Below are 22,486 nucleotides of genomic sequence, written 5' to 3'. Positions count from 1 at the left end.
GCCAAAAAAAGACTTTGTACATTGTTTGTTAATAACGTACAAAGTCTTACTTATTATCAATTACTGCGTTTGCTTAATTTTTATGTTGTTCACAATTGTTTCATCTGTTATATTGTATAGCTGATCAATAAAATTCATTTGAAAATGACCAGGTCCTTTACTTTGATTTACCTCAATAGCCTTCTCTGCTGCGATACCATAAAATGAAACAGCAGCTGCACATGCAGTTGTTTTGTCATCGGACTGAGAACAAAAAGCTGCAACAACAGATGACAACAAACAACCTGTTCCAGTAACCTTTGTTAGCATTGGGTGCCCATTCCTGACCTCAAATAATATCTCTCCATTTGTTATTAAGTCAGTTTTACCTGTCATAACAATGATAGTGTTTAGCTTATTTGCTGCTTTTTTAGCAAGGTCCGCAAGATTATTTATTTCAACCTTCGAATCAACTCCATGCATTTGAACCTGTTCATCAATAAGGTTTGCAATTTCAGCGGCATTTCCCCTAACTACCTGTATAGATAACCTATTCAATAATTCTTTCGCAGTTTGAGTTCTATAAGGAGTTGCACCTACTCCAACAGGGTCTAAAATAATAGGGACTCCGTGTTTGTTTGCTGATTCACCAGCAATAAACATAGCTTCTACTTCAGTTGAAGTTAGAGTACCAATGTTTAAAACAAGCGCTTGTGAAATACTAGCCATATCTCCAACCTCCTCCTTGGCATAAGCCATAACAGGAGAAGCTCCAATAGCATATAAACCATTAGCGGTAAAGTTGGTTACGACGACATTTGTTATGTTATGAACTAAAGGTGAGTTATTCTTTACTAAATTTCGTAATTCTACAGTTTTACTTTCCATATTGATCATCCTTTAACAAATTATATTTATAGGATTATAGTAGCAATTTTTCATTAAAGAAGCTAATGATTCATGAACCCACGTTTTTTTCCCGAGATCACATCTTGTTCAAAAACAAAAACATTTTATAATCAACTAGTTAAAGATAGAATACTATTTAATATCATAAAACTAGTTTTTATACTAAAATAATTATACTATCGTTTTTATTTAAAGGAGACATGAATATGAATGAAATGATGATTGTTTTTCTAGGAATTGGGCTGTTTATTATTGCAGGGTTATTTGGTGGGCTAGGGATCTTTTCCCTTTTTAAGAATAAAAAAAGATTAGGTGTAATTTACCTTGTTGCTGGTTTCTTACTAATCATCATTTATATGATTACATTATTTTTACAAACCTAATAAGAAATGCACAAGCGCCTTGGTCATCTGCACCAAAATGGTTATAAATAAACCTGCCTTTTTATAAAGGCAGGTCATCTATCAATCTAAGACTCTCAATTGTACGTTTCTTCTACCGAATGATAATGCATCCGATTGGTTAGGCATAAATATATCGATTTTATTTCCAATAATTGCGGATCCTATATCTGCTGCAAGAAAGGTGCCATGTCCCCTAATCTCAACACGTTTTCCTAATGGGATTACACTTGGATCCACTGCAATTACCTTAGCGTTAGGATTAGACCTTAAATCGATTCCTAATCTTGTAACTCCAGTACAACCTTCACAGTATGCAGTATATGCAGTGGCTTCAAAAGTTTGCCAAGAAGCATCTGATTCAGATTTATTATCGTTATTACTTGAATCTTCATTATTGTTCCTAGAGTTAGTTTTTTCCGCTTCCTTTCGTGCAGCTTCCTCTGCACGACGTGCTTCCTCGCGTCGGGCTTCTTCAGCAGCCTGACGTTCTAATTCTCGTTGAGCTTCTTCTCTCAACCTAACTTCTTCTTCAATTCGTTTTCGAATATCATCTTCCTTGGATGCTAATTCTTTTTCTTCCTCTACTAATCTTGAAATAAATAATTTCTGATCTTTTTCTTTTTGCTTTAGTTCATCCCTTAAGGAAACAAGCTTGTCCTTTTGGTCATTAATCTCTTGATGTATCATTTCAAGTTGTTCTTTCTGAGTTTCGAGATTTTTGATGGTAGTCTCGTAGTCAGCTTTGATAGTTTCTAACTCTTGATAAGCTATTTCCGTTTGTTCAATAAAGTTATTGTCTGCTTGCGCAATTTTTGTAATCGTTATAATTCTGCTGATAAAATCTCCAAAACTTTCTGCTCCTAGGATAACTTCCATATAAGATACACTATCAATTCCATTTCTTTGATAGGAAACGGCCCTATCTTTAAGCAAATCAATCCGTTGATCAATATCTAACTGAAGAGACTCAATATCATCTTTTAATTCTTTTATCTTCAATTCATTTTGAGAAATTTCCTCTTCAGTTTCGATTATTTTATCTTCATTATTTAAGATTTCATCATTCAAATCCTCAATCTCATTATTATGTTCATTAATTTTCTGGGTCAACTCTATTAAAGATAATTCAGCTTCCGATAGTTCTCTTTTTAAATGTTGTCGTTCGTGCTGAATTTTTTCTTCTTCATTTTTCAACGAATCAGTAGCATGGGTTGTGCCCCCTATGAATATATGGAACGATGTAATGAAGAATACTAAAATCATAAACTTCTTAATCACACTTCTTCCCCCTAAGAGAAAATAGTTTTTTCTTTTACAAAATGACTACTATCTACCTTATCAGACAAATATCTCAGCATTGTAATAGAAATATTATTTTCATGTAACAAACTAGAATGATTATTAACAGTCCTAAAGGTTGAAGTTTATCTTCAGGAATAATATTTACACGTAAACCTAATAAGAGCATAGTATGAAATTGGTTTCTACAATTCTGTAATAAAAGGAGTTTGTTTATGGAACTAACTATGGCGCATTGGCTATACTTAGCCGGTATTTGCTTAATTATAATTACCATGCTCTTTAGACAGAATGTTGTTGTTCCAGCTATAGTCATGAGCTTTCTCGTTGCGTGGGCATATAATGAGTCATTTTTGGCTGGAATACACGCAATATTTAATGCAAGTTTAACTGCAGCTACAGAGCTGTTTGATATTTTTTTAATTATTGCTATCATGACAGCACTTCTTCGTTCCATTAAATCTATAGGTGCTGATGAACAAATGGTGTTGCCGTTTCAGAAAGTGATGAAAAATGGATATTTATCATTTTGGATTCTTGTTGCAGTAACATATTTTTTATCACTTTTCTTCTGGCCAGCCCCATCAGTTCCACTAATTGGAGCATTATTAATTCCTGTTGCTATTAAAGCCGGTCTTCCCCCAATTGGGGCAGCTATTGCTATTTCCTTAGCTGGTCATGGGATGGCCTTATCATCTGACTTTGTGCTTAAGGTAGCACCAGGACTTACAGCATCAAGCAGTAGCATTGATGCAAACGTGATAGGAGAACAGACTTTAATTTTATCACTTATTGCAGGGATTACCTCGTTAACGGTTGCCTATTTTATGATTAGAAAGTCCATTAAAGGACCTGCGGAAAGTAATTTAACTGATTGGGAAAATAGTGGAGATCAAGAGATGAAGTTAAATACGGACGAATCAAAAGTTATTAAAGGGAAATTTAGTAAGGTATTTGCATTTCTTGTCCCTTCAGTTTTCTTAGTAATTGTCACCTATGTGGTTATTGCAACATTTTCAGAGTTTATTCCTTCTATAGAAGATGGTGCAGGCGCCTCCTTAGTTGGCGGTTCAGCCGTGATACTAATACTCATGATTTCCTTATTCCGAAACTACAAATCAACACTGCAGGAAGTAAGTGACCATATAGTAAATGGTTTTGTATTTGCATTTAAAGTAATGGGTCTCGTCATACCTGTTGCTGGGTTCTTCTTTATTGGGAGCGGTGAGCTATCAGCGCAAGTATTTGGAACTGATGCGGAAAATGCACCAGCCTTCCTATTTGACTTAGTTGAAGCGAGTCAAACTGCAATACCAGACAGCGTCATTATCACTGCCTTTGGTATTCTTGCTTTAGGTATGATTTCAGGTCTTGATGGGTCTGGCTTTTCCGCGTTACCTTTAATTGGCTCTTTATCAGAAGCTCTATCCACTTCCATTGGAATTCAACCTGAAACCCTTGCCTCAATTGGCCAAATCGGAGCAATTTGGGTTGGTGGTGGAACGCTTGTTGCTTGGTCACCAATCATTGCTATTGCAGGTTTTGCAAAAATATCAGTGCTGGATTTAGTAAGAAAAAGCTTTATTCCAGTCATTATAGGCCTTTTCGTTGCAACTATATCCGCTCTGCTTATTTTTTAGGCTACTGTGAAAATAGAAAAGCTATGACACCCACAATAGTGGCGTCATAGCTTTTCTTGTTTTAGAACTTAATATTTACCATTCTCCAGCGACTCGAGATTGAGCTACATCTGTAAAGAATTCTTCATAAGAGTCCACATCAAGTTGTCTGTATGCATTAACAAATGCCTCCCATTCATCATCGAATTCGTTAGGATCTGCTAATACAATACGTGGATAGTGACGTTTCTGTAGTTCTTCAGCTTGTTCTTCAAAGATTTGAATAGGAGAACCTTGCTCTATATTGGCACTCCATGCCGGGAACCATGGGCGGTCCTCTGGCTCATCAAAGAGCTCTGCAAAAGTTTCTGCATTATATGCTTCTAAGAACTCTTGGTCCTCATCAGATAGAGCGGCATAAAAAACCTCAGGTTGTCTTCTAGGTTCTACAGCATTCCCATCATCAAAAGTACCATTAATTCGTGGCCAGTACCACTCAAAGTAGGACATACCTAGTTCATCCCTAACTTCTGTTCTTGATGTTTCTACAATTTGGTCTTCTGTACGGTAAAAACGTCCCTCATCATCAACTTCGTAGTGTTCACCTTCATAGCCCCACATGACTATCTTTTGGTTTTCTTCCTTAATCATTTCATCCCAATATTGAATAATTCGTTCAGGATTTTCTGCATTTACAGTAATACCAACACCTCGATTTGTTGTAAATGCTGGTGGGTCAAGGTATTGATCTGTGTCTACTCCATCAAATACTATAGGAAGTGGTACAAATTCTCGGTCAGGGTCACCAGCGTCCTCTAATGCATTAAGAGCGTTCTCCACTTGCCAACCATAGTCAAAGAAACCTAATACACGTCCTGAAGAAAGTTTTGCTAAATATTCATCATAGTTCATAACGAACATTTCTTGGTCTAGGTGGCCATCTGCATTTAATCCATTTAATTTTTTCAAGTAATCATATGCATACTCAGAATCTGCATATACAGTTGCCTCGTGAGTATCCATATCAATCATTACTCCACCATCATTTGGATAACCTGCTAAGTGATTTGGAACATTAGAAAATGCAAAGAACCTCCAGTCATAAGTTAAGCCAGTGAATGGAACTGTTGACATTCCATCAATCTCAGGATTTTCAGCAGCATAATCCAAAATGATATCGAAGTACTCATCTAGTGTCCTTATTTCAGGATAACCATTTTCCTTTAGGATGGAACGTTGAATCCAAAATGCACCTTGGTCAATTTCTGGGTTTGGAATAAACTCGTTGACTGTTGGACCGAAAGGAAGATAGTAAATATGCCCATCATCCATTCTAAACATATCAAGATAGTCCTCGTATGCTTCTAATAAATTTGGTCCATGTTCCTCTAGTAAATCATCAAGTGGAATAAAAGCTTCTGCATCTAAAATGACATCGATAGCATCATCTGGAGCAATTACATCTGGATAATCTCCACTTGCAACCATAACACCAATTCTTTGGTTTAAATCACCAACAAGGTGCTCTATTCTAAAATTCACACCAGTCTTTTCTTCCATTTCTGCACCAATCCGTGTTTCGTTTGTGTCAGTATCATTTCCTGGACTACCTGCATTAAAGTAGTGATAAGTAACTGGTGTTGTATCAATTTCTGTAGTACTGTCACCATCATCAGATTCATCAACTTCTCCACCATCATCAGATGCAGGTGGGTCTTCTTCTTCTGGATCTGAAGCTGTTTCGTCATCAGAGGAACAAGCAGCAAAAACTAAAATTAGTGACAAGATTAAAAGTAAAAACCAATTTTTTCTCTTCAACATTTGACTACCCCTTTCATCATTTTGAAGTGTAATTGTAGTTATTCTCGTTGACATAACTATTCTTTCTACTTCACGAAATCTTGATTGAGAGCAGTTTTATGTAATAACATCACCTCCTCAAAATAAACATTTCAAACGTTGTTATTTATTTTAAGTTTTTTTATGCTAGGTATATTACAAATGATAACGTTTACAATGTCTTGACAAAAAATAATATGGTATTTAGTAATGGGATTTAAATTTGAGTTTTTTATTAGATCTGATTTGTGGTTTGTTTCTTGTTGATATAATAGGAGTTGTATTGCGTGAATGCATCGGTGTTTTTATGTATTAAAAGTTACAAAATATTAAACTAGAAAACATTTAAACTTTGTTTAATAAATGAACTAATCAATTAAACAGACTACTCAGATAAATTAACTAGTATGGTAATATTATAATACAGTCTTTTTTACTATACAATACCTTTTATTGTGAAAGTTGTAAAAATTATGTGATATGCTGATTATGTTTGAAATTTTTTTTACTTCCAATACTTCTCTTCCACGGTTAATCAGATTCCCCTATACTGTATATTTAATTTTTATTGTAAGCATAAACCATTTGTTTTCTATGGTAAAATAATATATAAATAGACATACAAGTAGAGGGGATTGTATTTTATGGAGAAAATTGAAATAATCGCTCGACGTGTCTTAGGTTGGAAATTGAATAGCTATAATCGTTGGTATGACAGTGAAAATGGAGTTTTTATAGAAAACTTCAACCCAGAGGAAAATATAGAACACGCTAATCTGATTGTAGCTAGATTTGAGAGATTTGGATTTAAATATACTCAAAATGAGGATAATGAAGTTTGTTTTAATAGTTTTTGTGCCAAAGGAGAAACACTTCCGAAAGCAATTACAAATGCAGCGTATGCCATTGCAGAAAACAATCCAGTCCCAGAGGAATGGATCTAAAATTTGTTTAATTAAATCAATGAAGCCTGTATGTCCATGACACTACAGGCTTCATTGTATGTTCTATATCTTTTAACTTACTTATTCGATGCCGTTAATATTTATAACTTTTCAGCTTCCCATTTCGATATCTCTTCTTTTACAATTGGTGCTACTTCTTTTCCAAGTAAGTTAATAGCGTTCATAACATCTTCATGTGGCATAGAACCAACTGGTACATGGAGCATAAATCTTGTAATACCTACAGTTTTTCTTAAATGAATGATCTTCTTTGCAACAGTGTCTATATCCCCTACATAAAGAGCACCTTCAAAACTTCTTGCATGATCAAAGCTGGATCTATCATAGTGCCCCCAACCACGTTCACGACCTAATTTATTCATTACATACTGTGTTGATGGAAAAAATTTATCTGCTGCTACTTCTGTAGTTTCTGCAATAAACCCATGGGAGTGAGACGCAACAGGTAATTTTGAAACATCATGACCAGCTTGCTGTGCTGCTCTTTTATATAGTCTAACAAGTGGCTCAAACTGTTGTGGACTCCCACCTATTATTGCAAGTACTAGAGGTAATCCTAATATACCAGCTCTTATAACTGACTCAGAGTTCCCTCCACTTCCTATCCATACTGGTAAAGGTTCTTGAACTGGTCGAGGATAAACTCCTAAATTATCAATGGATGGTCGATGTTTACCTTCCCAAGAGATAATTTCTGAAGCGCGGATTTTTAACAATAATTGGAGTTTTTCTTCAAATAATTCATTATAATCCTTCAGATCATATCCGAACAATGGAAAGGATTCAATGAATGATCCCCTTCCTGCCATAATTTCAGCACGCCCATTTGAAATGGCATCAACTGTTGAGAAGTCTTGAAAAACTCGTACTGGATCCGCTGATGAAAGGACTGTAACCGCACTCGTTAATCTGATTCTTTTTGTTTTGGAAGCTGCTGCGGCCAAAATGACTGCGGGTGAAGATGCTGCAAAATCATTTCGATGATGTTCACCGACCCCAAATACATCTAAACCAACTTGATCAGCAAGTACGATTTCTTCTACTACTTCCCTTATTCTTTGTGAATGACTAACGACTTGTCCTGTCTTTGGATCAGGAGTTGTTTCAACAAACGTACTAATTCCAATTTCCATTTATGTATCATCCTTTCACATGGTCATTATCATGTTTACTATGAATTTTGTCCCAATTTAATGATAAACAACCTGTAGAGAATAGTATAATATTTTGCTTATATACTAAATAAAACAACTGCCTAAGAGCTAGACAGTTGGTCATTAAAATTTATGGGTAACGTAGTACCTCATAATCAGATTTTTGTTCCTTACTCATATATATAGTCATTGCTTCTTTATTAAGCTTAAATGCTTTATCAAAGTTATCGCTTTTAGCTTTTTTTGCTTCTTCCATCATAAATTCTTCGTTTTGCATAAGTTGTGTATAAAATACTTGCTGTTCTTTTTTCATTTCATCCCACATCTTTTTTTCCTGCATTAATTGCTTCCATTGTTTCAGCACGTCCATATTGTTGGCTAGTTCGCATACAACGTGATATTGAATTGTCTCTAATTTAGCTGCTGTATTAATGGCTAACTCTAGTTCTTCATCTTTTAGTGGGAGTTTTTTCTCTTTTATCTCAGAAATATGTTCCCAAAAATCATCATACGTTTTTCTGTATAGGAGCTGTAAGTCTAGTAGTCTGTTAATTACTTTATATGGCGCTTTCCATTTTGGATCAGGAGTTTCATCCATTCTCTTTAACGGAATACGGAAAAATTCCAACTTAACTGAGGCTCGGACTTTTCCTTCTAGTATTTTCTCGTGTAATCTATAAAAAAGGTATAAGTTTCTATGTGCTTTTTTAACATCTTGGTGGTGTTCCTCTTGATCTGACATAATTGCCCCACCAATTGTTTGGTTTAATTTTACATAATCAATTAAGTAATAGTTTCTACCTGATACTTCATATGGATATGGATATATTGTTATTTTTTCTAACCATTTCTTATATCGTCTAGCTTTCCGTTTTACTGTAAACATGGATCGATTAATCATTCATTCTAGTCCTCCCATCACTCTTATTATTACTATTCTAACATATACTATAATAGATGCTGATTTAAGATATCTATTAATGTACAGCTGCGTCAAAAAATAGAGTTTTACTTCAATTATTATGTGATTTCTATTAATATCCAGTGCTACCATACTCTTTACATTTACTGATTAAACCTATTCATAGTAAAATATAATTATTCAAGTGATTAAAACCGCAATAAACGGGGAGATAGCGGCACCTTGTAACCTGCAATCCGCTATAGCAGGGTCGAATTCCTATAGAAGGTATCGTTATGTGTGGTCAGTTCTTTTGTTTCGGTGTTGAGGAAAAAGTCTTTTGTGAAGAAAAACCTACGAACGGGTCAGATCCGGAAGGAAGCAGCCATAAGTTGGATTTGTTCTTGTACAAGAGGTAGCTTTTACTGAGTCGAATATAAAGAAAACGCATGGATAACCATCTCGTATATAGGTTTGCGGTTTACATATTTAAGCATGAGAGTGTAACGTTCTCATGCTTTTATTTTTGTATATGGAATAAATTAGTTGATTAAACATCGTGTTATTATAGAAATACGTTCTTGTTACTTCTTATGAATTACCATTCAAAAAAGAATTTAAGAGACAAGGTCAAGATAGTATAGGAAACGACCCCAAATGCAAAAGTAGGGAAATGGGATTCTTGATCTGAGGGAAGTTCATATTTTAAAACATTTAATATCATGGCACCAGATATGAAAGCAAATATAATTGATTGCTGTACATGGCTTAAACTCAGCAACAACCCCATGATCCAACCGCAGATAATTCCAGTTGCCAATATATATCTACCTATTCGATTATATATATAGGAGTTTTCTCTCCATAAATCATGAGCAATAGCAATGAAATGCATTCCAATAGCTATACCGTAAAAGACAGCTTGTACACCAGTTACTCTAGATGAAACAACAATGTATGCAATTAACATATTGTATATAGCAAAAAATAAAAGCTGGAGCCAGAATACCCAGCCACCATTAGGAGTCATTGACCGTCTTTTTCTAGCGAGCTTTTGTACTCCATAAAATATTAAAACACCTATTAGCCCAATAAAATATAGTTCTGATTCCATTGCAAGCTGATTACTAAATTCTTCAATTTTCATTTGTTCCCTATGTAAAGATGGGAGTACGTATACAAATACATAAGATACTGCAAGGCCTCCGGAAAATGAGAACCATTGTACTTGTTTTATTTTATTTGCTGGAATTAATTTATTTGCTAGTAAATGAATAACAATGAATGCTATACCGATGAGGAATGCCCCAAATGGCAATGTATCAGCTCCTTTAACGAATCATAGTATTCTATTTCCCCAATATGATAACTGATAAGCATCATTTGTTGTGTTGAAAACGGTAGATATTAAAAAAGCTAGCTGTGCAAACAGCTAGCTTACATCTTACTTTCACTTAACTTGTTGATTCGCATACTTCACAATTAATATTTGAGTCCATTGGGCTTAAACTAAATGATGAAACACATGTTGCACAAACAGCTTTCCCACAAGTTTTACACCTTCCACCGTTTTTCACTTTGGCAACGCTCTCAAAACTGATTACTTCACAACAGACTACACAACTCCCCAAGTTCATGTGAAATCCCCCTCAGCTTATTATTTTGTATCCTTAGAGTCCATTTAATTAATGAACTCTCCCCATTTATATTATATCAGCATTAATAATGGAAGCATACAAATTTGTTAGAATTTTCTGTGAAGAAACTTTCTTATTTAAAATGTGAATATATGAACATTTCGGAGTTGTACTTTTAATTTTTTTGTTCAAGTTCAATAGTGCTTTCAATTTCTATGTTATTCAAGGCTTGAGATGCTAATTGATCTGCTTCTTGATTCTTTTTTCTAGAAACTAATTCGTATTCAGGACTAATACCTAATTGTTTCATTTTATCTTCTACTCGATCAGCCCATTTATTTAGCACCTCTTCCATACAAGGCCATTCCCCTAGTAATTGATTAATCACAACCTGGGAATCTCCTATAAATTGTACAGGTAAGTGATGCACCCCAAGATTCTCTAATTGTATAAGCCCAAAATACAAAGCAGCATATTCCGCTTCATTATTATTATCCAAATTATTTGTTTTCTGATTTATCCTTAAACGAAGGGCCTTGCCGTTTTTTTCATAATAAATTGCACACCCTAACCCTGATTCAAATGTCTCATTATCAAATCCTCCATCAAAATACATTGTGATATTGTGGGGTTCCGTTTCTACTGCTGATAATAATTTGTTTAATTCTTTCATAGACCATGTCGTTTCTTTTGTATCTACAAAATGTATGTTTTTTAATCTCCCAGTCTTCTGAATATCGTTAGCAATAGATAGGGCCAGTTCTGCTGACAATACATCAGAACTAAATTTTGATTCCAAGCCCTTTGGAGTTTTGTATGTAAACTCAATCCAAACTTTCATCTAACCACCTCCTAAAAACTATAAATGTTCTGTATGATTCATTCTTTCTTAAATGAATTAGTATCATACTATTTTATAGAGAAAATAGGGTGCCATCATGAACACCCTATTTCAGATTTCGGTTTTCTTTTTAACGGTTTATACGGCCTTCTTTGTTTCTCCTTATATTCATTATGAATGTGACAAAGAATATTCCAACAAGAAAAGTGAGTGCAGATACAGTTAAAACCATACTACTTACATTTGTCTCTAGTTCACTAACAATAGCTATAATAGAACCAGTTACTAGACCAATCATTGCTGAATAGGTTTCCATGGTATATTCATTTAATAAGTATCTCACTAGTTTACTAGTTAGAAGAATCCCCACTACAACTCCTAAACCTATTGGAATAATAATAGAGAAATTAAGATGAAAAATGGAAGAAGCTGCAATTTCATAAATTCCAAGTATTGTTAAGATGAGTGCACCACTTATGCCTGGTAAAACTAATGCCGTACTAGCTAAAATACCAGAAAAAAATAAAAAGATATAATTCGAAAAATGTAAATTTGATACATCAATTTCTCTATTACCACCAATAAATTGTCCCATAGCAACGATGGCTATAAAGATAATGATGATAAGGAAATGCTTGAGTTTGAAACTTACATTACCTTGAATCGTAGCTTCTTTAACAAGGTAGGGTATAAATCCAACAATAATTCCTGCAAAAAACATTAAAGTTGGTGTTCTATAGGTTTCTAATAAGAAACGAATGACATAAAGAAACATAACAAAACCGAGTGTCATTCCCATACCTAATTTAATTAAAAAAGGGTAAGCCTCTCTACGATGTTTTGTGGTTAATAAACTCAAAGAATATACTAATTTTTCATAGACTCCTAGAATCATTGCGATCGTACTTCCACTGACACCAGGGACCGTTTCTGTAATGCCAATTAACATACCTTTTAATACTGTTCTTATCATAAACAACACCTTTTATATAGATTAATCATTTAATACTATTTTCTTTGAAGAAACTATTCCACTTTTTAGTTGTGTTTAAGAATTAAATTCTTTCAAAATTTGAATAAATGTTGATAAATAGTCATCTAACTACAGCGTCCTATTCACTACGGGGCACATTGAAATGTCAATAGAAGTCTAAGAGCACAACTTCTAATTGACATTCCTATACTGCCCCACGCTCGTGTACATTGGTGCTTTAGACTTCAATAATAAATGGTAAAATCATCGGCTTTTTCTTTGTATGGTTAAATAAATATTGACCGACAGTGCGTTTTATGTGCTTTTTGATGGTTCCCCATTCATTCTTACTATTCTCAGGAAGTTCATTAACTGTTTTACTAATAAGGCTGTTAACATCATTAAGAAGTTTTTCTGATTCCTTCATATAAACAAATCCTCTCGAAATCGTATCTGGTTTTGAAGCAAGCTCTTTTTTAGATTTACTCATTGATAAAATAATGATTAACATTCCATCTTCAGATAACTGCTTTCTATCCCGTAATACAATATCCCCTACTTCACCTACACCTACACCATCAACATACGTATTACCTGCATCCACTTTTCTTGTTTGTCGTGCTTCCCCTTTGTTTATATCTACCACATCACCGTTGTTTAATAGGAATGTTTTACCTTTTTCTACTCCTACCGATTCAGCTAGTTGGCGGTGGTGGTGCAGCATTCTGTACTCCCCATGAATAGGAATGAAATATTTAGGCTTCATTAACGTGAGCATCATCTTTAGATCCTCTTGGTAACCATGACCTGACACGTGCATTCCAGATGAACTGCCAGTTCCGTAGATCACATTTGCTCCAATGGAGAGTAAATTATCAACAATTCTTGTTACAGCTTTTTCATTACCTGGAATAGGTCCCGCTGCTAAAATTACTGTATCTCCAGCTAATACTTCCACTCCACGAAAATTACCTGTTGAGAGTCTAGATAATGCAGCTAATGGTTCGCCTTGACTTCCTGTACATAAAATAGCTACGTTTTCAGGTGTAAGCTCACTTATTTGTTCTTGTTCAATCAGCATGCCCTCTGGGACGTCCAAGTAGCCCCTTTCCATTGCAACAGATACAACATTAACCATACTTCTACCAAGTAAAGCTAGTTTCCTACCAGTCTTTTGTGCTGCATTCACAACTTGTTGTACTCTACTAATGTTTGAGGCGAATGTTGAAAAAATTATTTTTTGTTCTGCTTTTCTAAAAGCTTCCTCTACATTTGCACCTACCATTTGTTCCGTCGGCGTAGAGCCTGGTCGTTCTGCATTAGTACTTTCTGATAAAAGGAGTAGAACTCCCTCTTTTCCAATTTGAGCCATTTTATGAATATCAGATTGCTCATTATTAGCCGGTGTGAAATCAAACTTGAAATCCCCTGTGTGCACTATTCTACCTTCTGGAGTATTAATAGATAGACCTAAGCAATCAGGGATACTATGTGTCACTTTAAAGAAATCAATTTTCATACTAGAAAAGGTTATTTCTGAGGTAGTCGTTATTTCATGTAACTCCGTTTCCCTAAGCATTTTATGTTCTTTTAGTTTTAATTCAATAAGACCTAATGTAAATCGTGTTGCATACACTGGGACATTCAGTTTTTTTAGGAAAAATGGTATAGCACCAATATGATCTTCGTGTCCGTGTGTTAAAATGAGAGCTTTAATCTTATCCTTGTTTTCGACTAAATAAGTAATGTCAGGGATTATTAAATCAATGCCTAATAGAGACTCGTCAGGAAATTTGTTACCACAATCAATGACAATGATCTCATCCTCATATTGAATAACATACATATTTTTGCCAACTTCATGTAAGCCACCTAAAGCAAAAATGGATAATCCAGAATCTTGCCTACTCACGGTAATCCCTCCAGTAATAAATTGCTAATATTTATTATGTACGTTTCAAGCTATTACTATCAGTAGGAATAACGTTATCTAGGCAAAACAATTAAACCTGTCCAAATTTGAAGACAGGTTTTTATTATACATCTTTAAATAAGTTTGATATCTAGCTTTTCTAATACCCATTTTGGAACCACAAACCTAGCAGTTATGAGTGGATCTACAATCTGACATACTTCTACCTGACCAACGGCACTCATTAACATCGTCACTTCTTCTATGGTTTTATCTGATTTTGCTACAATCCTATCTACCATTTCTTCTGTTGCTATTTTAGCAGCATCGTCCAATGTTTTAGCTGAAGCTATTTGAGTATAGACTGCGTTGTTTTCTAGCATTGGATGATTCAATGTATCGCCCTTAATTACTTCAAATGTTACAGTAGCTTTTCCTGGCACTTCAATACCCGAGACACTTACTTCCCCATCCCCCATTGCAGCATGGAAATCACCTAATCCAAATAAAGCCCCATCTACGAACACAGGGAAGTATAAAGTTGCCCCTTCTTCGACCATTTTATTATCCATGTTGCCACCGTGCTCTCCAGGTGTACCACAATTAACACCGTTTCCTTTAGGAGCAACACCAATGACACCAATCATCGGATTTAAGGGGATTTCGATTTCATCAAAAATAGCTTTCCCGTTTTCTATAGGGATGATTTTCTTTTGCATTTCTGTTATGCGATGCCCCATTACACCAAGGTCGGGCCCAACTACCATTACACCTTGATCTCCAATTTCAAGTTTTTCAATTTTTACCTTTAAGATATCCCCAGGATTTGCATTTTCTACATAAATAGGACCTGTAGCAGGATTTACATGGTTCCAGTCAATTGTATTAATTTCTGTTCTGTCCGATTGTATTTGGTTTGTAAAGCAATCATATGTATCTATTGCTACTGTTGTTCCAGACTTGACCATTTTTACAGGCTTGTTATCTTTAGAGAATTCATAAAATATTTTTTCGCGAGTTAAAGTTTCCAATTTCCATTCCTCCCTCTATAAAGTAAAAATATCTCTTAAATGCTCCTGATATCTCAGGATTTTAAAACCAACCAATAGTAAAGACAAAAGAATCGTTGGATGAGAGTGGTAGAGCTTAATAATATTTACAGATAATAGGCCATCCTAACGTCCAAACTGGATGAGTTTGGAAAAAATAGTATGACCGTGCTCCTAATCTCCACGACACTCGCGGCCGCTCACCCTCCCATGTCTCTCCGGATGGTTCTCCATACATTCCTTCGTCCTGCGTATCCACGAGGTGGAGGTCGGATAAGCTCCTATGCTGGGTCTATGCCCGTATGGAATAAATATGCTCCGACTCTGCACTATTGGTATTTGTCATTAACTATAGTTCTTGCTTTGCTTTTAAATTAGATTATGCTACCTCAAGTCTTTCAGATTTAGACAATCCTTGTGTTAATTTCGTTGGATCAAAAGGACATTGTTTCTGTCCAATCACAAATAAGACGCGTAGTAATTTACAACACAATGCAATCAATGACTGCTGTTTCTTCAGTGGGCGTTCAGGGCGATGAGTATAATGATGATGCAGGGTTTTGAATGTTGGATTGTGGGCAACGAGCGGTCGAATCGCTAAATATAATGCTTTGCGTAGTCGTTTTCGGCCTCTCTTGCAAATCCTCGACTGCCCTTTATACTTACCTGAACTGTGCTCCTTCAAAGACAAGCCCGCTAAGTTCACGAGTTGTTGGGGGTGGTTGTAATTTTTAATATCCCCGACTTCAGCGAAGAACGTTGCGACTGTCACGGGTCCTAACCCTGGTATAGCGATCATTTCTTCGGCACCAGGAATCGTCATAACCAACAATTCTAACTCCTCATCCAACTCGTTGAGTTGGGTTTTAAAGAGTTCGTGTTGGTCAAGAAGACTTTGAATTTCACGCTTGGCAAAGGTTAAACCGACCGTGATGCCAATGCTCTTTTGTGCGGTTTCCACGAGTTTAGTTGCTCGTTTAATGCCAACCCCTCTTTGGACAAAGGGCTTCCAACTTTGTAAGACTTCTTCTGGTGTCATCTGAGAGATGTCTTCCGGAAATGGAAACAGCTTCAACGTACATTGAGCCGCTTTTCCTTCCCAATCACCAAATACGTTAAAGAATTCAGGGAAGTACCGCTGAATATGATTTTGGATCCGACCTTCAATCGTGATGAGTTGTTTGATGAGCTGATCTCTTAATTTGACGCCTTCTCTTAGTTCAGCATAAATGCCTTCTAGGAGATTCGGTACCGAGTATCGGCCATCCTTAATTAACTGCGCGATCACGCGCGCGTCCTTTGTATCATTTTTGGTCGGAGAATTATCATCAAGCTCTTTACTCTTCTTGACATGCATTGGATTGACTAGGACAATATCAATGCTTTGCGCCTTTAAGAAATAGGCTAGATTTAGCCAGAAGTGGCCAGTTGGCTCAACACCATAAATCACGTCACTTTTATCATGGCTTTTCATATGTCTCTCTGCCCAACTTAGTAGAGTCACGAAACCGTGAAAACTATTATCAAAGATAAGGCGTTTACCAAATTCAAATCCTCGATCATCTTGAGCACGTGCAACGTGTTTGTCCTTTGCCACATCAATGCCGATGATAAGAGTTTTAGGTGTAATTTGAGAGATTTTCTGATTTTGTGTATAATTCATTTTGAGTCCTCCTTGGGTATCTAATTCAGGGTCCTTGCGCTGCAGCTTCGGACACCTCGTATCATACCAAGGGGCTCTTTTTGTTTCAAACCTCAAATTTCTTTATTACAGGAATGCTCCTATAAATTTATTCTAATCATCCATTCGGTGTTGCATGTATTAATTCCTTCACCATATATTTGTTGTTGTTTCTATCTTTTTGCACAGTGGACATGTTATTATATTATTATCTTTTTTTAAAATGGAGGCGTATGATGGGGAAAAGAGTATTATTCTTTTTATTAACAAACATTTTAGTGATGACAACGATTGTGATTGTTTGGTCAATCATAACCCAATTTACAGATCTTGGCCGATCCTTCGATCTTCAAGGAAATGGTCTCGTATCCCTAGCTGTATTTAGTATCCTTGTTGGTTTTACAGGGTCCTTTATATCATTGGCAATGTCAAGGTGGATTGCAAAAACAATGATGAAAGTGAAAGTGTTAGATCCTAATGGTCCTCTTTCATCTCAAGAGAAAAACATTGTTGAAAAAGTACACAGATTATCAAGAGCAGCTGGTTTAACGCACATGCCTGAGGTTGGTATTTACAATTCACCCGAGGTAAACGCATTTGCCACAGGACCTTCTAAAAAACGCTCATTAGTAGCTGTATCTGCTGGTTTATTAAATGTGATGGACGACGATGCGGTTGAAGGTGTTATTGCCCATGAGGTTGCTCACGTTGCCAACGGCGATATGGTTACGATGACACTTCTACAAGGTGTTGTTAATACATTTGTTGTATTCTTTTCACGTATTGTTGCGATCCTTGTTTCGCGACTTGTTCGTTCTGAAATGCAATGGATTGTCCGTTTTGCAGCAATTATTATCTTCCAGATTCTATTCTCGATTCTTGGAAGTATTGTAGTCATGAGCTTTTCGCGTTATAGAGAATTCCATGCTGATCGTGGTGGAGCAGATCTTGCTGGTCGTGATAAAATGGCACACGCTCTACGCTCATTGAAAGCTCATGTGAACCGTGCCCATGTTGATAGTCAGCGTCAAGACGATGCAGCAATTCAAACGATGAAAATTAGTGGTAAAGGTGGAGTTGCAAAGCTCTTCTCTTCACACCCTGATTTAGACGAACGAATTAAAAGGTTAGAGCAACGATAACATATAAAAAAACTGTCCAATTTATTGGACAGTTTTTTTATGTCTTGAATCCGTGATGAGAGGTGTTTATATGACATCCACGAGCTCGCTTTTCGCAGGCAAGGCTTCAGCTTCCTCAGGAAAAACGTCCAGCGGGATCTTCAGCTCTTGCTTTTACCACAGGAGTCTTGCAGGTTTCTGTCATATCAACACTGTTCTTACTTAAGTTCTCGTTTTTAAAAAATACTAAATAAACCTTATGAAAGTGGTTTTTTTTCAATCTTGCGGTTGGAGTAGGTTAGGTTGTTATTAACTTGAATATATACGTATTTATTCTTGCGTGAAATCAATACCAATTACATTTTGAACTCTTTCAGGATAATCTGTAATAATCCCATTAATATCGTATTTTAGAACTTCTCTTATATTACGTTCAATATTTACCGTCCAAACCCAAACTTCACGGTCTAAGCTTTTCGCATTTTCTATGAAGCGTTCAGACAGCATTGTTTGTCGGATCGTATAAAAATCCACATCTAGTGATGATAAATCCCCAGCTGATAAGTAAAGTATCTGGCCGATTTTTATATCACTGTTAATTTTTCGAATTTCCTGTAGTATATTGTAATTAAAAGCTTGGACATATGAGATATCTTCTATTTCATATTTTTCTATAAGATCGATGATTTTAGCGGCAAAAATATCGTTTAAACTTGTATCAATAACCTTTATATCGATAATTAAATTTACGTTCTCATCTTTCACTTCCAGTATTGCTTCTTCTAGGGTGGGGGTCCCCTCTCCGATAAATTCTTCAGAGAAATGCTTTCCTATATCCACTTCTCTAATTTCATCATACGTCATATCAGCGACTCTCCTTTGAATCCCGGCAACCCTTTCAAGATCTTCATCATGATTTAGAATGATTTCAAGGTCTTCTGTGAGCATCACATCAATTTCTACAGCATCCACCCCTTTTTCAATGGCAGATCGAATACTGCTAATTGAGTTTTCTGGTGCATGCATCAAATCACCCCTATGTGCAGCTACTTGGACATTCCATTTTAAATAAACGATATTATCGTTGACACTATAGTTAATGATGACAATACCAGTAATGTAAACTAGGAATAATGCTCCTAATAGGAACCTTCTTTTATTGAAAAAATGTGTTATTTTACTTTCTATATGATTTAATCGTTTATTTCCAACCGTATGCAATTGGTCTTCAATAGCATCACCTTGTTTTTTCTTATATCGAAAGAAAAGTCTTGTAATGATAATGACATTGATTGGAATTAACAACATAGTAAATATAATCATCATGTAACTAGAAAAAGTGATTAAATAATCTTCAATCATACTTCCTAAAAAGATGTTATTAGTGATATTAGGAATGAGGGATACAACAGACAAAAATATCATACCAAATAAGTAAAGAAGGAGATTTACCAACAATACCTTTACAATGATTTTTAGTCTATTAGACTTTGTAAGATTTAAGCTTGCTTTCATTGCTTGCCATATCGTTTTATTTTCTAAGAATATGTAATGTAAAGTGAAAATCCATCTAATTAAGAAGTAAATGGCAATAGAAATGAAGAAAACATATAGAACAACAAATAAATATGCTTGCTCATAATAGAAAGTATTAAGTATGATTGGTACATTTATATCAAGAAGGGCAGGTAATGATGATATATCAAGAAAAGGTATGATTAGTAATAAAATAAGCACTAAGTAAACTAATCCAAATCCAAGTAGCTTCGGTGTTTTACTAAGTGTTGTAACGAATGCTTCAGCAACGTAGAGATCTCTGTTGAAAAATCTTTTTTGTGCAATAGAAATCATAACTCCAAATTCAATAAAGAGGACTAATACAGCTAAGAAACTTATGGCAAGCATCCCAAGAATTCCTGAATATGTAAGACCAATTTGATAAACCTCTGCGTTGAGAAGCGAACCAGTACCTACTCCTTTTAAAACTCGGTTAAAGAGATAGGAAATAATAGGCACAAAAATGATACTTGTAAGAAGCATATACAGAATTGTAAAAGACAGGTATTTTTTATATGAATATTTAAAATCAATGAGACTGTTTTTTAATAATCTATACATGTGATCACCTTGTAAAATAGAGTGGATAATTGATTATACCTTAAATCAACAATTTTAAAACTTAAATGAGTCCGTTAGGTTCTTTAACTTTAAAATGGGCTCCGAGAATTTGTGTCAAGTAATCCAATGGAGTGGTTTCTACTTGTCCATAGCCTTTTTGAGTATGTAAATGAATGGCATTTGGAAGTTCCCTCTTAATTTGTTTCCTTAATAATTCACCAGCATCGTCTGCATCAACGAATACATATACCTCTTTATCTTCAATCGGTAAAATCAAGGTTTCAAGCTTTTCTTCACTTAAAGTTCCATATGTGCAAATGATATCTATTGGTTCATCTAAAACTTTTCTAACCCGTTTTCGATCATTTGTTCCCTCAACGATTAAGACTTTTTCAATAACTGTCATAGCCATCATCCTTTACATATGTCAATTAAAAATGAGAGTATATTAATTATGAAGGAAAATTAACTTACTAACAACCTTCTTAACTTTACCCACAAGTTTTCGTAATATATATGCTTGTTCAGTTGTTGGCTATGTAATAATTGATGTTTAATCTTTTGATTAAATGTAGAACAATGTGGAGGAATATATTAATGAATAAAGAATTTAGACAATTGACTAATGAAGATATTACATATTTTTTAGCAATGGATACAGGAATTGAAGACGATTATGTGGCTAGGATATTTGAGAGGTTAACTGGCGATACTCATCGTTTATACGGCATTTTCATTGATAATCAGATGGTTACAATGGGAGGTTTTTCAATATTTGCAGGAAATTACGCCATGTTAGGCCGCTTACGAAGTGACATACGATTTAGGGGGAATAATTTAGCAACAGATCTATTAAGTGCTGTAATGGATGAAGCATTTAAAATGGAGCAAATCAGGTGGATAGGAGCTAATACACAAGAGCATAACATTCCGGCTAGACGAGTTGTTGAAAAACTTGGCTTACATAACTATACAACTTTACATGGTGCTTTAACGACAGATGTTTCGGTATTAGAAACAGGTTCGAAGGTCTGGAGGCCAGTCACTTGCTTAGATAGGAAGAAGTATTGGTTGGACGAGGCATTTATAAAACCGAAGGCTCTCTTTCCTTACGAATGCTATTATCCTTTACCTTCATCGGAAAATTTGTTTAAAGATGAGTTAATTGATAAATGGTCTTTCTATGAAAATGAAACAAAAACCCGTATTGTTATTACAAAGTATGATCAAAAGAAAGACCATTACCTTCATGCAATCTATCCTTGGAGCGACTTCTCCACACAAAAGGGTCTTTGGGAAACAATCTCTTTAGAATATAGACAGCTAAAGGATCAAGTTGTAGGGAATTGTTACATTTGGCTGGATATAAAAAAGGAAGAAGTGGAATCGCTTCCGAAGGATCATAATTTCGAACTTCCTTCACCATGGATGTTGTACGGAATTGAAAGACAATAAAAAACGAGACAAATTCACTATGTGAAAAGGTCTCGTTTTTAATGCATAATTTTTAATTCTCTCACTCTTATGGGTCTAATCAAGATTAATTCAATGTTCTATTTATTTGTCATTTTCAAGTAACTCTATCATCACTTTTAAATCTTTGAAGGTGTCCATATAAGCATATCGGCCACCTGTATATTCTGCTTTTTGCATGAGTGGCATAGAGTTACTTTCTAGCAAGGCAACCTTTTCTTGCATTCCTTCTACAAAAAAGGCAATATGGTGTGGTCCTTCCCCATGCTTATCCAAGTGTTCTCTCCAAGTACTTGGATGATTATCTGGTTCAATTAACTCAAGTTGCAGAGAACCCATATCAAAGAAAGCTAATTTAGCCCGTGCTTCAGTAGCTTCACCCTTATATTCTGTCCCTGCTTTATCTAAAGGATCAGTCATACTAATTTCCGGTTTATCAATTCCAAAAAAGTCTGCATACACTTGTGCCGTTTTTTCAATATCATGAACTAATATACCTATCTGAGCAATAATATTGTTACCGAGTATGTTCTTTTCCAACTTTGCTTCACCCATTTCTCTCTATATTATGTATCATAATTAACTATTCGATAAAATTTGCCATTTTCCTGT

The 22,486-nt window shown here is 35.3% G+C and carries 19 protein-coding genes and 1 other RNA gene; 6 read left to right on the top strand and 14 right to left on the bottom strand.

Features of this window, described 5'->3' with window-relative positions; all coding sequences use genetic code 11:
• Positions 1 to 60 precede the first annotated feature (60 nt).
• Positions 61 to 876: a hydroxyethylthiazole kinase gene (gene thiM / locus BW724_RS11570; protein ID WP_417891425.1), complete on the bottom strand. Its 816-nt coding sequence runs from the start codon at positions 874 to 876 to the stop codon at positions 61 to 63.
• Positions 877 to 1,094: 218 nt separating this feature from the next.
• On the opposite strand from thiM, the gene BW724_RS23630 reads away from it, so the two are divergent.
• A complete protein-coding gene (locus tag BW724_RS23630) occupies positions 1,095 to 1,271 on the top strand; it encodes a hypothetical protein (protein WP_176371387.1) in 177 nt (58 codons plus the stop codon).
• An 81-nt stretch (positions 1,272 to 1,352) separates the two neighbouring features.
• Here BW724_RS23630 and BW724_RS11565 read toward each other — a convergent pair whose 3' ends face one another.
• Positions 1,353 to 2,570, bottom strand: a complete 1,218-nt coding sequence (locus BW724_RS11565; RefSeq protein ID WP_088075369.1) for a PcsB-like coiled-coil domain-containing protein — start codon at positions 2,568 to 2,570, stop codon at positions 1,353 to 1,355.
• A 236-nt stretch (positions 2,571 to 2,806) separates the two neighbouring features.
• Here BW724_RS11565 and BW724_RS11560 point away from each other — a divergent pair, with 236 nt between their 5' ends.
• Positions 2,807 to 4,231 carry a hypothetical protein gene (locus BW724_RS11560; RefSeq protein ID WP_088075368.1) on the top strand — a complete coding sequence of 475 codons (1,425 nt, stop codon included), beginning with the start codon at positions 2,807 to 2,809 and terminating at the stop codon, positions 4,229 to 4,231.
• 75 nt (positions 4,232 to 4,306) lie between these two features.
• Here the strand turns inward: BW724_RS11560 and BW724_RS11555 are convergent, their stop codons facing one another.
• Positions 4,307 to 6,031, bottom strand: coding sequence for an ABC transporter substrate-binding protein (locus BW724_RS11555; protein ID WP_088075367.1), 1,725 nt, complete (start codon positions 6,029 to 6,031; stop codon positions 4,307 to 4,309).
• Between the two features lie 662 nt (positions 6,032 to 6,693).
• Between BW724_RS11555 and BW724_RS11550 the strand changes: the two genes are divergently transcribed.
• Entirely contained in the window at positions 6,694 to 6,993 is a 300-nt protein-coding gene (locus BW724_RS11550; RefSeq protein WP_088075366.1) for a BC1872 family protein, read from the top strand.
• Positions 6,994 to 7,094: 101 nt separating this feature from the next.
• On the opposite strand, the gene BW724_RS11545 is transcribed toward BW724_RS11550, so the two are convergent.
• Positions 7,095 to 8,147, bottom strand: a complete 1,053-nt coding sequence (locus BW724_RS11545) for an LLM class flavin-dependent oxidoreductase (protein WP_088075365.1) — start codon at positions 8,145 to 8,147, stop codon at positions 7,095 to 7,097.
• Positions 8,148 to 8,298: 151 nt separating this feature from the next.
• On the bottom strand, positions 8,299 to 9,069 hold the full coding sequence (locus tag BW724_RS11540) for a hypothetical protein (RefSeq protein WP_088075364.1): 771 nt from the start codon (positions 9,067 to 9,069) through the stop codon (positions 8,299 to 8,301).
• 215 nt (positions 9,070 to 9,284) lie between these two features.
• On the opposite strand from BW724_RS11540, the gene ffs reads away from it, so the two are divergent.
• Positions 9,285 to 9,549, top strand: an RNA gene (ffs, locus tag BW724_RS11535) — signal recognition particle sRNA large type.
• A 118-nt stretch (positions 9,550 to 9,667) separates the two neighbouring features.
• Here ffs and BW724_RS11530 read toward each other — a convergent pair.
• The 6 genes from BW724_RS11530 to BW724_RS11505 all read right to left on the bottom strand — a co-directional run bounded on the left by BW724_RS11530 (position 9,668) and on the right by BW724_RS11505 (position 17,144).
• Complete coding sequence (locus BW724_RS11530) at positions 9,668 to 10,387, bottom strand: hypothetical protein (protein WP_088075363.1); 720 nt, start codon at positions 10,385 to 10,387, stop codon at positions 9,668 to 9,670.
• A 494-nt stretch (positions 10,388 to 10,881) separates the two neighbouring features.
• Entirely contained in the window at positions 10,882 to 11,547 is a 666-nt protein-coding gene (locus BW724_RS11525; protein WP_088075362.1) for a ribonuclease H family protein, read from the bottom strand.
• Between the two features lie 130 nt (positions 11,548 to 11,677).
• Positions 11,678 to 12,520, bottom strand: coding sequence for a DUF368 domain-containing protein (locus BW724_RS11520; RefSeq protein ID WP_088075361.1), 843 nt, complete (start codon positions 12,518 to 12,520; stop codon positions 11,678 to 11,680).
• 238 nt (positions 12,521 to 12,758) lie between these two features.
• Positions 12,759 to 14,432, bottom strand: coding sequence for a ribonuclease J (locus BW724_RS11515; RefSeq protein ID WP_088075360.1), 1,674 nt, complete (start codon positions 14,430 to 14,432; stop codon positions 12,759 to 12,761).
• A 134-nt stretch (positions 14,433 to 14,566) separates the two neighbouring features.
• On the bottom strand, positions 14,567 to 15,463 hold the full coding sequence (locus BW724_RS11510; RefSeq protein ID WP_088075359.1) for an acetamidase/formamidase family protein: 897 nt from the start codon (positions 15,461 to 15,463) through the stop codon (positions 14,567 to 14,569).
• A 397-nt stretch (positions 15,464 to 15,860) separates the two neighbouring features.
• Positions 15,861 to 17,144, bottom strand: a complete 1,284-nt coding sequence (locus BW724_RS11505; RefSeq protein WP_088074732.1) for an IS110 family RNA-guided transposase — start codon at positions 17,142 to 17,144, stop codon at positions 15,861 to 15,863.
• Between the two features lie 254 nt (positions 17,145 to 17,398).
• On the opposite strand from BW724_RS11505, the gene htpX reads away from it, so the two are divergent.
• Positions 17,399 to 18,304, top strand: a complete 906-nt coding sequence (gene htpX / locus BW724_RS11500) for a protease HtpX (RefSeq protein WP_088075358.1) — start codon at positions 17,399 to 17,401, stop codon at positions 18,302 to 18,304.
• Between the two features lie 309 nt (positions 18,305 to 18,613).
• Here the strand turns inward: htpX and BW724_RS11495 are convergent, their stop codons facing one another.
• Both BW724_RS11495 and BW724_RS11490 read right to left on the bottom strand, forming a co-directional pair.
• Entirely contained in the window at positions 18,614 to 20,401 is a 1,788-nt protein-coding gene (locus tag BW724_RS11495; protein WP_088075357.1) for a glycerophosphoryl diester phosphodiesterase membrane domain-containing protein, read from the bottom strand.
• Positions 20,402 to 20,462: 61 nt separating this feature from the next.
• The gene (locus BW724_RS11490; RefSeq protein WP_235848950.1) at positions 20,463 to 20,807 is read right to left on the bottom strand and encodes a toprim domain-containing protein; all 345 of its coding nucleotides are present in this window, start codon (positions 20,805 to 20,807) and stop codon (positions 20,463 to 20,465) included.
• Between the two features lie 191 nt (positions 20,808 to 20,998).
• Here BW724_RS11490 and BW724_RS11485 point away from each other — a divergent pair, with 191 nt between their 5' ends.
• Positions 20,999 to 21,856, top strand: a complete 858-nt coding sequence (locus BW724_RS11485) for a GNAT family N-acetyltransferase (protein ID WP_088075356.1) — start codon at positions 20,999 to 21,001, stop codon at positions 21,854 to 21,856.
• Between the two features lie 102 nt (positions 21,857 to 21,958).
• Here BW724_RS11485 and BW724_RS11480 read toward each other — a convergent pair whose 3' ends face one another.
• Positions 21,959 to 22,414, bottom strand: a complete 456-nt coding sequence (locus tag BW724_RS11480) for a VOC family protein (RefSeq protein ID WP_088077866.1) — start codon at positions 22,412 to 22,414, stop codon at positions 21,959 to 21,961.
• Positions 22,415 to 22,486 lie beyond the last annotated feature (72 nt).

Origin of the sequence: Litchfieldia alkalitelluris, from assembly GCF_002153425.1 — a bacterium.
Lineage (GTDB): Bacteria > Bacillota > Bacilli > Bacillales > Salisediminibacteriaceae > Evansella > Evansella alkalicola.
The sequence above is the reverse complement of the archived record's forward strand: the minus strand, read 5'-3'. Positions and strand labels throughout refer to the sequence as shown.

Bases quoted from the DNA above. Each gene is read 5' to 3' on its own strand.
- thiM (WP_417891425.1), bottom strand. From the start codon at position 876: ATGATCAATATGGAAAGTAAAACTGTAGAATTACGAAATTTAGTAAAG.
- BW724_RS23630 (WP_176371387.1), top strand. From the start codon at position 1,095: ATGAATGAAATGATGATTGTTTTTCTAGGAATTGGGCTGTTTATTATT.
- BW724_RS11560 (WP_088075368.1), top strand. From the start codon at position 2,807: ATGGAACTAACTATGGCGCATTGGCTATACTTAGCCGGTATTTGCTTA.
- BW724_RS11555 (WP_088075367.1), bottom strand. From the start codon at position 6,031: ATGTTGAAGAGAAAAAATTGGTTTTTACTTTTAATCTTGTCACTAATT.
- BW724_RS11550 (WP_088075366.1), top strand. From the start codon at position 6,694: ATGGAGAAAATTGAAATAATCGCTCGACGTGTCTTAGGTTGGAAATTG.
- BW724_RS11545 (WP_088075365.1), bottom strand. From the start codon at position 8,147: ATGGAAATTGGAATTAGTACGTTTGTTGAAACAACTCCTGATCCAAAG.
- BW724_RS11540 (WP_088075364.1), bottom strand. From the start codon at position 9,069: ATGATTAATCGATCCATGTTTACAGTAAAACGGAAAGCTAGACGATAT.
- BW724_RS11525 (WP_088075362.1), bottom strand. From the start codon at position 11,547: ATGAAAGTTTGGATTGAGTTTACATACAAAACTCCAAAGGGCTTGGAA.
- BW724_RS11520 (WP_088075361.1), bottom strand. From the start codon at position 12,520: ATGATAAGAACAGTATTAAAAGGTATGTTAATTGGCATTACAGAAACG.
- BW724_RS11505 (WP_088074732.1), bottom strand. From the start codon at position 17,144: ATGAATTATACACAAAATCAGAAAATCTCTCAAATTACACCTAAAACT.
- htpX (WP_088075358.1), top strand. From the start codon at position 17,399: ATGGGGAAAAGAGTATTATTCTTTTTATTAACAAACATTTTAGTGATG.
- BW724_RS11495 (WP_088075357.1), bottom strand. From the start codon at position 20,401: ATGTATAGATTATTAAAAAACAGTCTCATTGATTTTAAATATTCATAT.
- BW724_RS11490 (WP_235848950.1), bottom strand. From the start codon at position 20,807: ATGACAGTTATTGAAAAAGTCTTAATCGTTGAGGGAACAAATGATCGA.
- BW724_RS11485 (WP_088075356.1), top strand. From the start codon at position 20,999: ATGAATAAAGAATTTAGACAATTGACTAATGAAGATATTACATATTTT.